This is a genomic window from Agrobacterium sp. CFBP2214 (genome assembly GCF_030209895.1).
Lineage (GTDB): Bacteria > Pseudomonadota > Alphaproteobacteria > Rhizobiales > Rhizobiaceae > Agrobacterium > Agrobacterium radiobacter.
Genome location: NZ_JARVRC010000010.1, coordinates 44766 through 58559, shown reverse-complemented (window position 1 = coordinate 58559; position 13794 = coordinate 44766). Strand labels below are relative to the sequence as shown.

General features: G+C 59.4%; 13 protein-coding genes. 10 read left to right on the top strand and 3 right to left on the bottom strand.

Going from position 1 to position 13794, the window contains the following annotated elements; all coding sequences use genetic code 11:
• Window positions 1-71: 71 nt before the first annotated feature.
• From QRN60_RS21575 to QRN60_RS21565, 3 genes are all read left to right on the top strand, one after another.
• The gene (locus tag QRN60_RS21575; protein WP_111817743.1) at window positions 72-2390 is read left to right on the top strand and encodes an EAL domain-containing protein; all 2319 of its coding nucleotides are present in this window, start codon (window positions 72-74) and stop codon (window positions 2388-2390) included.
• Between the two features lie 30 nt (window positions 2391-2420).
• The gene (locus tag QRN60_RS21570) at window positions 2421-3314 is read left to right on the top strand and encodes an amino acid ABC transporter substrate-binding protein (RefSeq protein WP_003506503.1); all 894 of its coding nucleotides are present in this window, start codon (window positions 2421-2423) and stop codon (window positions 3312-3314) included.
• Between the two features lie 72 nt (window positions 3315-3386).
• Entirely contained in the window at window positions 3387-4289 is a 903-nt protein-coding gene (locus tag QRN60_RS21565; RefSeq protein WP_003506502.1) for an amino acid ABC transporter substrate-binding protein, read from the top strand.
• Between the two features lie 42 nt (window positions 4290-4331).
• On the opposite strand, the gene minE is transcribed toward QRN60_RS21565, so the two are convergent.
• From minE to minC, 3 genes are read right to left on the bottom strand one after another with little or no spacing between them, the layout of a single operon-like run.
• Window positions 4332-4592 carry a cell division topological specificity factor MinE gene (gene minE, locus QRN60_RS21560; protein WP_003506500.1) on the bottom strand — a complete coding sequence of 87 codons (261 nt, stop codon included), beginning with the start codon at window positions 4590-4592 and terminating at the stop codon, window positions 4332-4334.
• Complete coding sequence (gene minD, locus QRN60_RS21555; protein WP_003506498.1) at window positions 4589-5404, bottom strand: septum site-determining protein MinD; 816 nt, start codon at window positions 5402-5404, stop codon at window positions 4589-4591. Before minD ends, minE begins: the two co-directional genes overlap by 4 nt.
• Window positions 5405-5439: 35 nt before the next feature.
• The gene (gene minC / locus QRN60_RS21550) at window positions 5440-6168 is read right to left on the bottom strand and encodes a septum site-determining protein MinC (RefSeq protein WP_003506496.1); all 729 of its coding nucleotides are present in this window, start codon (window positions 6166-6168) and stop codon (window positions 5440-5442) included.
• 408 nt (window positions 6169-6576) lie between these two features.
• On the opposite strand from minC, the gene QRN60_RS21545 reads away from it, so the two are divergent.
• The 7 genes from QRN60_RS21545 (at window position 6577) to uxuA (ending at window position 13771) form a co-directional block, all read left to right on the top strand.
• Window positions 6577-7263 (top strand): HAD family hydrolase, encoded by a 687-nt coding sequence (locus tag QRN60_RS21545; RefSeq protein ID WP_060724723.1) that lies wholly within the window; start codon window positions 6577-6579, stop codon window positions 7261-7263.
• Window positions 7264-7630: 367 nt separating this feature from the next.
• Window positions 7631-8347, top strand: a complete 717-nt coding sequence (locus QRN60_RS21540) for a FadR/GntR family transcriptional regulator (protein WP_003506492.1) — start codon at window positions 7631-7633, stop codon at window positions 8345-8347.
• A 63-nt stretch (window positions 8348-8410) separates the two neighbouring features.
• Entirely contained in the window at window positions 8411-9385 is a 975-nt protein-coding gene (locus QRN60_RS21535) for a sialic acid TRAP transporter substrate-binding protein SiaP (RefSeq protein WP_003506490.1), read from the top strand.
• Between the two features lie 61 nt (window positions 9386-9446).
• Entirely contained in the window at window positions 9447-10019 is a 573-nt protein-coding gene (locus QRN60_RS21530) for a TRAP transporter small permease (RefSeq protein ID WP_003506488.1), read from the top strand.
• A 4-nt stretch (window positions 10020-10023) separates the two neighbouring features.
• Complete coding sequence (locus QRN60_RS21525) at window positions 10024-11430, top strand: TRAP transporter large permease (RefSeq protein WP_003506486.1); 1407 nt, start codon at window positions 10024-10026, stop codon at window positions 11428-11430.
• 69 nt (window positions 11431-11499) lie between these two features.
• Complete coding sequence (locus QRN60_RS21520) at window positions 11500-12546, top strand: L-idonate 5-dehydrogenase (RefSeq protein WP_111817744.1); 1047 nt, start codon at window positions 11500-11502, stop codon at window positions 12544-12546.
• A gap of 16 nt (window positions 12547-12562) precedes the next feature.
• Window positions 12563-13771: a mannonate dehydratase gene (gene uxuA, locus QRN60_RS21515; RefSeq protein WP_080866781.1), complete on the top strand. Its 1209-nt coding sequence runs from the start codon at window positions 12563-12565 to the stop codon at window positions 13769-13771.
• Window positions 13772-13794 lie beyond the last annotated feature (23 nt).

Below are 13794 nucleotides of genomic sequence, written 5' to 3'. Positions count from 1 at the left end.
ATCATTGAAACGCATGCCCTATAAAATTCCATAAAACAATTATAACGCGACATCGCGGGGGACTATCGCGAATGGAAGAGACTGCCTATCGCGGGACGGATAGACAGGTTGAACCGGGCCACACGCTTCGCTCACCGACGCAGCCGGAAACAGGCCGGTTTTCGCGGCGGCGGTCGCTTGCCAGCAAGATAACCCTGATATTCCTGGGCGGCGTGATCTTTTCCTACAGCATTGGCGCGCTCGTCGGCTGGTACATGTTCGTTGCCGCCGCCAGCGAGCAATGGCTCAATCAGGCCCGCGTCAATTCGCAGATCGCCAGCGCCACGCTTCGCAGCATCTATACCTATGTCAGCGTCACCGCCGATGCCGACGGGCAGGTCAACGGCATATTGACCGACAAGCCGATCGGCGATGATGACTCCATTCTCGTCACCGGCTTCAACCCAAGCGACGTGCTCGCGCTTATCGGCGCGCAGACCAAGAATGCCGTCTGGCTTTTCCGCTATGATGAGACCGATTCCGGCTTTCGCCAGATCGCCGCAGCCTTTGACAACGCCACCGATGACGATGAAAAGCCGCTCGCCACCGATCCCATCTTTTCCAGAGACGCGGTCGCCGCGCGTTTTTCCACCGGTTTTGCGACCATCGGCGAATCCAGCCATTATATCGGCCTGCTGCCGATCATCAGCACGGAAACGAAGAAACCGATCGGCGCGGTCGCCGTCAGCATCGGCGGCTCGGACGCGCTTTATGGCGCGCAGCGCAAGCTCATCTATAATTCACTCGCCGCGCTGATCGTGGTCTTGACCGTCACCGGCGTACTTGTGACGGTGATTGCCCGGCATTTCCTGAAACCGGTCCCGGCGCTGGTGCAGGCGACACTTCGGATTGCCCGCGAGGAAACAGATGTCGCCACGCCGTTTCAGGAGCGGCGGGACGAGATCGGCGACATGGCGACCGCCATCGAAACGTTGCGCGAGGCGGTTCTGGAGCGTGGACGCCTGCGGCAGATACGCGATATGGCGCAGCAGCTGGAGCATATGGCCCATCACGACGCGCTGACCGGACTTCCAAACCGCGTGCTGTTGATGAAGACGCTGGAAAACCGTCTGGAGCAACTGTCGGCGTCCGGCCAGCCCTTCAATGTCATGCTGCTCGATCTCGACCGCTTCAAGGCCGTCAATGACACACTCGGACATGCCGCCGGTGACGCCTTGCTGGTGGCGGTGGCCTCGCGGATTTCCTCCGTGCTCGGTGAAAACGATATGGTGAGTCGCCTCGGCGGCGACGAATTCGCAATCATACAGTCGACAAACGGTGACTGCGAGAGCGATGCGGCGATGCTGGCCGCGCGGGTGGTGCATGCCGTCTCGCGCAGTTTCGGCCTCGAAGGCAGCGACATCAGCATTGATACCAGCATCGGAATCGCCTGCGCGCCGGGCCACGGCACATCCGCCACACAGCTTCTGCAACACGCCGATCTCGGCCTTTACCGGGCGAAATCCATGGGCTGTGGTTACTTCGTTTTCTATGAGGCGGGCATGGACATGGCGGCGCAGCATAAGCATGCGCTGGAAATAGACATGAAATCCGCACTCGAAAACCACGAATTCGAGCTGCACTACCAGCCCGTGGTCAATCTGCAGAGCGGTCGCATTGTGGCTTATGAAGCGCTGGCCCGCTGGCGACACAGCAAGCTTGGCCTCATTACCCCGGACCGCTTCATCACGCTTGCCGAAGAAAACAACTTCATCAGGCCGTTGGGCGAATGGGTTCTGGCACAGGCCTGCATGGATGCGATGACCTGGCCGAAGGATATCAAGCTCGCCGTCAACCTATCCGCCGTTCAGCTCTGTAATGACGACATCGTCCCTGTCGTCGACCGGGCGCTTGAGAAATCCGGCTTCCCGGCGGAACGGCTTGAACTGGAAGTGACGGAAACGGCCATGCTGGAGCGTGACAGCAGCGCCCGGGCCCTGAAACTGCTGAAGGAAAGAGGCGTTCGCCTCGCTCTTGATGATTTCGGCACCGGTTACGCCGGGCTCAGCACGTTAACCCATGTCGCTTTCGACAAGATCAAGATCGACCGGGAATTCGTCTCCGGCCTGCCGGCCAATCCCATGTGTTCGGCCATCGTCAACACCGTCATCGACATGGCTGAACAGATTGGCCTGAAGGTCACCGCCGAAGGCGTTGAGAACAGTGAGCAGGTCGAAGCGCTCAAGCTTTCCGGGTGCGACGAAGCGCAGGGCTATTATTTTGCCGAGCCCGCGCCGCTTGCCCGAATTCTCAAGAACCGCGCCGTCATCGCTCCGATTGCGCAGGATGAATTCGGCGATATCGGTCTGCCGACACAGGAAATCTATTGCCCACCACAAAAAGCCATTTGAGAAACCGGCCGCCGGCCCAGAGGACATAAAATGCGTCTTTCAGTATTTTGCCTTTTCCTCACATGCTTTGCTCCCATCACGCCCCTTCAGGCCGCCGGCGAAGGCGACACGCTTCAGCAGATTGCCAGAACCGCCAAGATTCGCATTGGCTATCGCGAGGCCGAACCGCCCTTTTCCTATCAATTGCCTGATGGCGAGGTCACTGGTTTCTCGACTGATCTTTGTCGGGCGATCAGCGAAGATATTCGCAGGAAGCTGAAGCTCGACCGCATCGAGCTCGAATATGTCAAGGCAACGCCCGCGACACGCTTCATCCTTGTCCGCAGCGGCCAGATCGACATTGAATGCGCAGCCACGACCAATAATAACGAACGCCGCAAGATCGTGGATTTCTCCTATCCCAATTTCATGACCGCGACGCAGTTTCTCTCCCGCAGGCAGGACAATCTGAAAAGCCTTGCCGATCTCGCCGGACGGTCCGTCACATCCGCCTCCGGCACCGTCAATATCGAGCAGCTCAACGCCGTCAACCGGGCGAAGAACCTCAACATCTCGGTGATGCCGACAAAGACCAATGAGGAGGCCTTCGAACTCGTGGTTTCCGGCAAGGCTTCCGCCTTTGTCATGGATGGCATATTGCTCGCGGCGCTGGCGGCGACATCGGAAAACCCGGACCTCTATGCGCTTTCCGAGGAAACGCTGAGCGCGCCCGAACCCTATGGCCTGGTTTTCCGGCGCAACGACCCGGCTTTCAAAGCGGCGGTCAATGAAAGTCTCAGACATATCTTCACCGGCCCGGCCATTCACGGCCTCTATGAAAAATGGTTCACCAAGCCCATTCCCCCCAACGGCATGAACCTGAACCTGCCAATGGCCGCGTCATTAAAACAGGCCTACGAATATCCAAGCGAATACCAGGACTGAGAGCGCAAAGCGCCAACTCCTATCGATTTTCATGAAGATGTTTTGACGGATTATTTTGGCTGGAGATGCGCGATGCAGAGATCGACATTATGGCTTCTGTTGTTTTTCCTCAGTCTTCTGCCCGCCCAGGCGGCCAGTGACGGTGCCCAACCGCCGACGCTTGATACCATTGCCAGAACCGGCACGATCAAGCTCGGTTATGCCGATCGCAATATTCCCTTTTCTTATCTTGGCACCGGATCGGAACCGATCGGTTACAGCATCGAGCTCTGCCTGAGGGTGGCGGATTCCATCAAGAGAAAGCTCGGCCTGCCGGAACTGAAAGTCGAATTCGTCAAGCGCACGCCCAGCAACCGCATCATGCTTCTCAATGACGGCACGATGGATATGGAATGCGTGGCAAGCACGAATACGGAGGAAAGGCGCAAGGCCGTGTGGTTCTCCTACAGCCACTTCATCACCGGCACGCGTTATGTCGCGCTGAAATCGAGCGGTCTGAACACCGTCGCCGATCTTGCCGGACGAACGGTGGTGGTGACGACAGGAACCATCAATATCAGCCAGCTCAACGTGCTCAATCGCAAATTGGGGCTGAACATTGCCGTGCTGCAGAATGACAGCACGGAGGGCAGTTTCGACATGGTGACGGAAAACCGCGCCTCAGCCTTCGTGATGGACGATATTCTTCTGCGATCCTTCGTCGCCGAAACGGGCAAGCCGGAAGACTATGTCATCTCCAACGAATATCTCGCCCCGCCTCAGCCCTATGGGCTGATGCTCCGGCACGGTGATACCGGCTTCAGGGATGCCGTCAACGAAGCGCTCGGCGAAATCTATGCCAGCGGAGAAATCGAAAAAATCTACGACAAATGGTTCAACGCGCCGATCCCGCCGAACGGGATAAACCTGAAACGCCCGCTGCCCGGTGACCTGGAGGAAGCGTTTCACAAACCCGTCGATACGACGGCGGAATAGAAAAGCCGCCCGGTGGCGGGCGGCGTCTTTGGCGGAACGTCTTCAGGCAGCGCGCAGGTCCGCGCCAAGCGGGATTTCGACGTCGATCTCCAGAATGGAGACATGCTCGTCGCGATCCATCTTCACATGCACCCTGTCGCTGTCGATCTGCACATGCTTGGCGATGACACCGAGAATTTCTTCCCGGAGGATAGCCACGAGATCGGAGCCGGACGATGCCCTTTCGTGGGCGAGCAGCACCTGCAGACGCTCACGCGCAAGCGGTGCCGACTTCTGTTTGCGGAAAAGACTGAAGATGCTCATGCAGCCCTCCTTGCGAAGATCTTGGAGAAGATGCCACGCTTCTCACCCGGGATGACCACCGGAATATCCTCGCCGGACAGGCGGCGGGCGGCATCGAAATAGGCCATGGCCGGCGCGCAACGGGCATCCGCCAGCGTTACCGGCGCACCGACGTTGGAGGCGCGCAGCACGTCCGTGCTTTCGGGAATGATGCCGAGCAGCGGAATGGAAAGGATTTCCAGAACGTCATCGACCTTCAACATGTCGCCACGCTCGGCGCGGGAAGCATCGTAACGCGTCAAAAGCAGGTGCTTCTCCATGCGCTCGCCGCGTTCGGCCTTCAGCGTCTTGGAATCGAGCAGGCCGATGATGCGGTCGCTATCGCGCACCGAGGAGACTTCCGGATTGGTGACAACGACGGCCACGTCTGCATGGCGCATGGCCAGCGTCGCACCGCGTTCGATACCGGCCGGGCTGTCGCAGATCACCCAGTCGAAATGTTTCTTCAGCTCGTTGATGACCCATTCGACGCCTTCCGGCGTCAGATTGTCCTTGTCACGCGTCTGCGAGGCCGGCAGGAGGAACAGCGTCTCGAGGCGCTTGTCGCGGATCAGCGCCTGCGTCAGCTTGGCGTCGCCCTGAATGACGTTGACGAGATCGTAAACCACGCGGCGTTCAGCACCCATGACGAGATCGAGGTTACGCAGACCGACATCGAAATCGACGACCACGACCTTCTCTTTGTTCTGCGCCAATGCGGCGCCAAGCGCTGCGGTCGAGGTGGTCTTGCCGACCCCGCCCTTGCCGGAAGTTACAACGACTACCTTCCCCATATGGCTCTCTCCTGTTCCTGTGTGTTTATCTGTTATCAGCCGAGTTTTGCGGCCTTGATCGTATCGTTTTCCAGCCAGAGCTGAACGGGCTGGCCGCGCAGCTTGTCGTCAATATCCTCGGCCACCTTGTAGACGCCGTCGATGGCCAGAAGCTCCGCTTCGAGCTTGCGGCAGAAGATGCGCGCCGAAACATTGCCGAGCGAACCGGCCATGGCGCGACCGCGCAGGGCGCCGTAAATATGCACCGAACCGCCGGCGATGATTTCCGCGCCCGAGGCGACCGAGCCGATGACGGTCACGTCGCCTTCGGGAAACATGATCGACTGGCCGGAGCGCACCGGCTCGTTGATGACCAGTGACGGCACGACGGCCCTGACCTCACCGGCAGCACGCGGCTTTTCTTCCGGCAACTCGGCAGCGATGGCGACCGGCTCCACCTCGACATCGGAAGCGGGCTTTCCACCCTTCAGCGATGGCGGCATGCCCGGCTCGATCATCGACGGGCGAACACCCTCAATGCCCATGATGCCGACATTGCGCTCCGTCAGCGCCGCCAGCAGTTCTTTCAGGCCCGCCTTGTCGAGCGACAGCTCAGAGACGTCGAGAACCACCGGCCGCGACAGAAAGAAGCCCGCCGAACGGGCGGCGAGATCATCAAGCCTCTCCAGCCATTGATCGACCGGAGATTCGGGGGACAGGACGACTGCGAGGAAGGAGCGGCCTTTGATACGGATCGAACGCTGGTCTGTTAGCACTTTGGTCATCTTGGTAAATAAATCGTTGACAATTAGGTACCTCGAATATGGTTAACAAATGGTTAACGCCGACCCCAAAGAAGGGAAATCGTTAAGAAAATTCCCCTTGCGAAACTCCTCGCGCAGAACTTTCAAAAACCTCGGCTACCTTTTGATTTCGCGATATTCCACCCGCTGTGAATGCCTATGATGACAGCTCATCCTTGCAGCAGGCTGACGTCTCAGCGAAGACACACCCTCCCCTCCTTCCCTGCCCCGGGGAGATCGACTCGACGGGATCGCGGCGCGTCCGATTCTGGCACAAGATTTCCGACCGACCTTGAGCCGGCCTTCGATTCCCTAGATGGAAAAGCGATTCCGTTATGTCTCCCAATACTGTAGATACGGGCTATCCCACAGTTCCAACGGAAGAATGAGATGCACAGCAAAGTCCCGCCGCAGAACCAGATTTTTTCGCAAGAGTTTGCGGCATTCCTGTTCGACATGGATGGAACACTCGTCAATTCGATCGCCGTCGTCGAGCGGGTCTGGCGGGAGTGGGCCGTTGCTAACGGCATCGAGCCGGTTGCTTTCCTGCAGCGCATTCACGGCATGCGGGCCTCGGAGGTGATCCGTCGCGAGGCGGTTCCCGGCCTTAATGTGGATGCAGAGGCCGACATGATACTGCGCGCCGAGATGGATGATGTGGACGGCATCATCCAGATACCGGGCGCCGCAGCCTTCCTCGCATCTTTGCCGGCAGGCAAGTGGGCCATCGTGACCTCAGCCGTGCGTGAACTGGCGGAACGGCGGCTCGCCGCGGCCGGCATTACGCCGCCACCCGTCATGATCTGTGCGGACGATGTCGTCAACGGCAAGCCCGATCCCGAAGGTTACAGGAAGGCGGCCGAAAGGCTGGGCGTTGCGCCGGAAAGCTGCGTCGTCTTCGAAGACGCGCCCGCAGGCATTCAGGCCGGAGAACGCATGGGCGCCGCGGTGGTGGTCATCAACGTGACCCATTCCCACCCGATCGAAACGCCGCATCTTTCCATTGGCGGGTATGGTGAGCTGGATGTCATCATCGGCGACGACGGCGGCTTGAAGCTCGCAGGTAGCAAGAGCTGAAAAGCCAACCCGCGCCGTCATCCTCGGGCTTGTCCCGAGGACCCAACCACGTATCGCAAAGCCGATCGGTTGCAGATGCCCGGGACAGGCCCGAGCATGACGGAGGAGACGTTTTCGGACTTTGCCATCACCCTCGGTCCGATGACTTGGGCTGGCTGGTTTCCGGTTCAAGTCCGGAATGGCGGAAATGAAAAAAAGCCCCGGAGTGAGGCAAATGCCAAGCCTCTGCGTCGGCCGCAAGTCTTTCGCCTCGCACTTTTCCACACCGGCCAATTGACAGCACCACATAAATGCGCCCTAATAAAATTGGTAAGACCATCTTACCGCTTGCGCGATCGGGGGAGACTTTCGCGCTGGGAGGGACATCATGTTTGTGGCTCTGGAGCCGCGCCGCCTTTACCGGCTGGTCGCGGAACAAATTCGTTTGCTCATCGAAAGCGGGGAGCTGACCGAAGGTCAGCGCTTGCCGGCGGAACGGGATCTTGCGGAACGCTTCGGCGTTTCCCGCCCGACGGTTCGTGAAGCCCTCATCGTTCTGGAAGTGGAGGGCCACATCCATATCCGCATGGGTTCGGGCGTCTATGTCAGCGCAGCCGGCAAACAGGCTAAAGAAAAGCCGACGGTGCCGGATGCGCATGGTCCGTTCGAAATCCTGCAGGCGCGCTGCATCATCGAAAGCGCGATTGCCGAGGAAGCCGCACGGCTTGCCAAGCCGGAATGCATCGCCAAACTTGATGATATCATCGAACGCATGGCCGGCGCGCTCGACAATTCACCGCAGGCGCTCAATCTCGACCGGGCATTCCACACTGCGATTGCCGACATCATCGGCAATTCGGCGCTCAATCGCTTTACCGGCCTGATCTATGACGAGCGCAGCCTGTCACCCTTTTTCGAAAAGCTCGCCAGCTATTTCGAGGGCCCGCACACTTGGAACCTCGCCGTGCAGGAACATCGGGTAATCCGTGACGCCATTGCCGCCAACGACCCGGAAGGGGCCCGCGAGGCGATGCGGCAGCATCTGACGCTGTCGCAGAAGAGATTTTCCGAAAGCTTCGGGGAGGAAGCGATCGGAGAAGAATAACCGCCGCCAAAACCGGCGACGGGGAAAATGAAAAATCTGACTTTAATTCGGGAGGAGTTAAGAATGAAAATCAGATTGTCGACTTTGATGGGCGCAACAGCCGCCATCCTGCTTTCCGCTCTGGCGGCGCAGGCACAGACCACGCTGAAATGGGCCCATGTTTACGAAACCTCCGAGCCGTTCCACACGGATTCGGTCTGGGCCGCAGAAGAAATCGCCAAGCGCACCGACGGTCGTTACAAGATCGATGTCTTTCCGGCTTCTCAGCTTGGCAAGGAAGCCGATATCAATCAGGGCCTGAAGATCGGCACCGTTGATATCATCATTTCCGGCTCGAGCTTCGCGGCGCGTGACTTCAAGCCGATCGGCGTCACCTATTTCCCCTATATCTTCCGCGATCCGAGCCATTTGATCGCCTATACCAAGAGCGACATCTTCAAGCGCCTCGCCAAGGGTTATGAAGACAAGACCGGCAACCACATCGCCGCCGTCAGCTATTACGGCACGCGCCACACCACATCGAACAAGCCGATTGCCGCCTGCGCCGACATGGCCGGGCTGAAGATGCGCGTTCCCGATGTTCCAGCCTATCTCGCCATGCCGCGTGCCTGCGGCGCCAACACGACGCCGATTGCCTTTGCGGAAGTCTATCTGGCGCTCCAGAACGGCACCGTCGATGCACAGGAAAACCCGCTGACCACCATCGAGGCGAAGAAGTTCTTCGAAGTGCAGAAAAACATCGTCTTGACCGGTCACATCGTCGACCACCTCAACACGGTGATCTCGAAGAACCTCTGGTCGCAGCTTTCCGATGACGACAAGAAAATCTTCACCGAGGTCATGCAGCAGGCCGCCGAGCGGACCACCAAGACAATCGATGAACGCGAAAAAAGCCTCGTCGAAGACTTCAAGAAGCGCGGCCTGACCGTCGCCGAAGTCGACAAGGCCGACTTCGAGAAGAACGTCATCGAAAAAGTGAAGTTCGAGGACTTCGGTTACGACAAGGCCGACTGGGAAGCCATTCGCGCCGTCAAGTGAAGCAAGATCCGGTGCGGCTCCTTTTGCCGCACCGCCCTTTCTCTCCAGACGGGATATCTCAATGTCGCAGGAAATCCATACTCAGGTCACGCCTGAGGAACTCGCCCATACATTCGACGAGGCGCCGCCCGAGGTTGATCTCAAGGTCTATGCATTCGAGGACTGGGTCACGCTCGGCCTTTTCTGGCTGATGACGGGCTGCGTGTTCCTTCAGTTCTTCACCCGCTACGTGCTCAACAACAGCTACGCCTGGACGGAGGAAATCGCCGTCAACTGCCTGATCGGCGTGGTGTTTCTGGGCTCGGTCATGTGCGTTCGCATGTCGCGTCACATCCAGGTGGATGTGCTTTATCACTATGTGCCGCCGCAGGTGGCCCGCGTCATGTCGATCCTTGTCGATGTGCTGCGTATCGTCTTCTTCGCTTACACATCCTGGCTGATGTGGCGCTATCTGGAAATCGTCGCAGATGAGGAGATGGTAACCGTGGCGCTTCCGCGCAACATCGTCTTCTACACGGTTCTGGCCGCTTTCGTGCTGATGTTCTTCCGGTCGGTGCAGGTCTTCATCGACAATATGCGGCGTGGCTATTCCGTTCTGGAGCGGCCCGAAGAATTCCAGAGCGCGGGGGATTGATCAGATGCTGCTTCTTATCGGCTCATTTCTTCTGCTGATGCTGATCGGCCTGCCGGTCGCCATTTCCATGGCCTCGGCCTCACTGCTCTACATCGTGTTCTACAATGTCGCGCCTGATATCATCGCGGCGCAGCGCCTGATTGCAGGTGTCGAGAGCTTCCCGCTTCTGGCCGTTCCCTTCTTCATCCTTGCCGGTAATCTCATGAACACGGCAGGGGTGACGGGACGTATCTACTCCTTCGCGGTCGCGCTCGTCGGCTGGATGAAAGGCGGCCTGGCACAGGTCAACATCATCGGCTCGGTGATCTTTTCCGGCATGTCCGGCACGGCGCTTGCCGACGCCGCCGGTATCGGCACCATCGAAATCAAGGCCATGAAGGACCACGGTTATCCGGTGGAAGCAGCCGTCGGCGTCACCGCCGCTTCCGCGACGCTCGGACCGATCTTCCCGCCATCGCTGCCCTTCGTCATTTACGGCATGATGGCGAATGTCTCCATCGGCGCTTTGTTCATGGCCGGCATCATTCCGGGTGTCGTCATGACGCTGCTGATGATGATCACGGTTGCGGTCTTCGCCTATATCAAGGGCTGGGGCTCCGATACGCCCTTCAGCCTCAGAACCATCTTTGGTGCATCAATAGAAGTCTTCGTGGTGATGATGGTGCCGCTCGGCATCTATATCCTCACGGCATTTGGCCTGTCGCTGAACCTGTCGATCCTGATCGTGCTGGTCATCCTGCTCGCCTGCGACTGGTATTTCGACTTCTCCGCCGTGATGGCGCTAATGACGCCGGTGATCCTGATCGGCGGCATGACCATGGGCTGGTTCACACCGACGGAAGCAGCCGTCGCGGCCGTGCTCTGGTCGCTGTTCCTCGGGCTCGTCCGTTACCGCACGATGACCTTCAAGACGCTGGCGAAATCGACCTTCGACACCATCGAGACCACAGCTTCGGTGCTCTTCATCGTCGCGGCGGCATCGGTCTTCGCATGGCTTCTGACCGTCAGCCAGGCGGCGCAGCTTCTGTCTGCGGCGATCCTGACGATTACCGACAGCAAGTGGATCTTCCTCGTGCTGGTCAATCTCTTGATGCTGTTCGTCGGCTGCTTCCTCGATACGATCGCGGCCATCACCATCCTCGTGCCGATCCTGTTGCCGCTGGTGCTGCAATTTAACATCGATCCGGTGCATTTCGGCCTTATCATCACGCTCAACCTGATGATCGGTCTGCTGCATCCACCACTTGGCATGGTGCTGTTCGTGCTCTCGCGCGTGGCAAAACTCTCCGTCGAACGCACCACCATCGCCATCCTGCCGTGGCTGGTGCCGCTGTTCGTCGCATTGCTGCTGATCACCTTCATTCCCGCAATCACGTTGTGGCTGCCGACCGAAATGGGCCTGATCCGCTGACGAAACCCCTGCCCGCGCGGTTCGCCGCGCGGGTTCATTCATTCCATACACAGACATGAGGGCATCGTCATGCAGACACGCGTGGCACGTCTATACGGCCAGAAGGACATTCGCGTCGAAACGCAGGACCTCGTCGAGCCGGGTTCCAGCGAAGTACTGCTAACCATGGCGGCGGGCGGCATCTGCGGCTCCGATCTCCATTATTACCAGGATGGCGGCTTTGGCCCGGTCCGGGTGCGTGAACCGATCATCTGCGGGCATGAGGCATCCGGCCATGTACGAGCGCTGGGGGAAGGCGTCAGCGGGCTCGCCATCGGCCAGCTCGTCGCCGTCAATCCCTCGCAACCCTGCGGCCATTGCCATTTCTGCCAGAAGGGCCAGCCGATCCACTGCCTTGAGATGCGCTTCATGGGCAGCGCCATGCGCCTGCCGCACGAACAGGGCATGTTCCGCGACCGGCTCGTGGTTCCGGCAAAACAATGTGCAACATTTTCAGACGCCACCTCGCCCGCCGAAGCTGCCTGCACCGAGCCGCTCGCCGTCTGCCTGCATGCCGCAGCCCAGGCCGGCGATCTCGCTGGCGCGAAGGTGCTGGTGACGGGGGCCGGGCCGATCGGGCTCTTGACCATCGCCGCGGCCCGCCATGGGGGTGCAAGCATCATCGTTGCGACCGATCTGACCGATGCGGCGCTGGAACGTGCGCCAGCCATGGGTGCAGATCGCACGATCAATGTCGCAAGGGATGCCGAGGCGCTTTTGCCCTATCAGGACAACAAGGGTTATTTCGACGTTATTTTCGATTGCTCCGCCGCTGGCCCCGCGCTCCGCAGCGCCTTCGCCTGCGTGCGTCCGCGCGGCACCATCGTGCAGGTGGGCGTGACCGGCGATATTACCATTCCGCTCAATGCGCTGGTGGGCAAGGAAATCGTCTGGCGCGGCTCGCAACGCTTCCACGATGAATTCGCCATCGCCGCGGGGCTCATCTCCACCCGCAAGATCGATGTGCGGCCAATCATTTCCCACAGTTTCCCCCTTGGCGAGGCGAAAGCCGCATTCGAACAGGCCGGAGACCGATCCGCGGCCTGCAAGGTGCAACTGACATTTTCCGCAGAATGATATTTGAGGACTTAAGATGAGACATACATGGCGGTGGTTCGGCCCGGTCGACAAGGTCACGGTTCAGGATGCGGCTCAGGCGGGGGCGGAAGGCATTGTCAGTGCGCTGCATCACATCGCCACCGGTGACGTCTGGCCGGTCGACGAAATCACAAAGCGGCATGAGGCCATCAAGGCCGGCGGTCTTTATTGGGACGTGGTGGAAAGCGTGCCAGTTTCCGAGGATATCAAGACCCAGACCGGCGATTGGAAAACCCATATATCCAACTGGCAGGAGACGCTGCGCCGCCTTTCCGCCTCCGGCATCCGCACCGTCTGCTACAATTTCATGCCCGTGCTGGACTGGACCCGCACCGACCTGCGCTGGGAAACCAAACACGGCGCGAAGGCGATGCGCTTCGATCTTACCGATTTCGCCGCCTTCGATATTCACATCCTGAAGCGCCCCGACGCAAAGGCCGATTATCCGGACTGGCTGGTAGAAGAAGCGACAAAACGCTTCACTGAGATGCCGGATACAAAAATCGCAGCGCTCGGGCGCAATATCGGCGCGGGTCTGCCGGGCTCGGCGGATGGTTATACGCTCGCCCAGCTTCTGGAAAAGCTGCGCTCCTATCACGGCATCAACCGCGAAAGGTTGCAGCAAAATCTGGTCGACTTTCTCTCCGAGGTGACGCCGGTTGCCGAAGAAGTCGGCATCAACATCTGCGCCCATGGCGATGATCCGCCGTGGCCGCTGCTCGGCCTGCCGCGTATCCTCTCCACCGAGGCCGACTATGCCCATATGCTCTCAAAGGTCGATAGCCGCGCCAATGGCGTGACGCTCTGCACCGGCTCTCTCGGCGCGCGGGCGGATAACGACCTGCCCTTCATCGCCAGCCGTTTTGCTGACCGCATCCATTTCGTGCATCTGCGCAACGTGACGCGCGACACCGACACCGTGCCCTGCTCCTTCTTCGAAGACGAACATCTGGAAGGCGGAACCGACATGGTCGCCGTCATCGCCGCACTCGTCACCGAAGAGGCGCGCCGCCGGGCGGAGGGCCGTGAAGACCACACCATTCCAATGCGCCCCGATCACGGCCAGGAAATTCTCGACGATCTGACGCGCGGCGCGCAACCCGGTTATCCCGCCATTGGCCGGCTAAAGGGGCTTGCGGAACTGCGCGGCATCGAGCGCACGCTGTCGCACAGCCGCTTCGGTCTTGCGAACGGCAAAGGCTGAACAGGAGAATTGACCGCGGACGG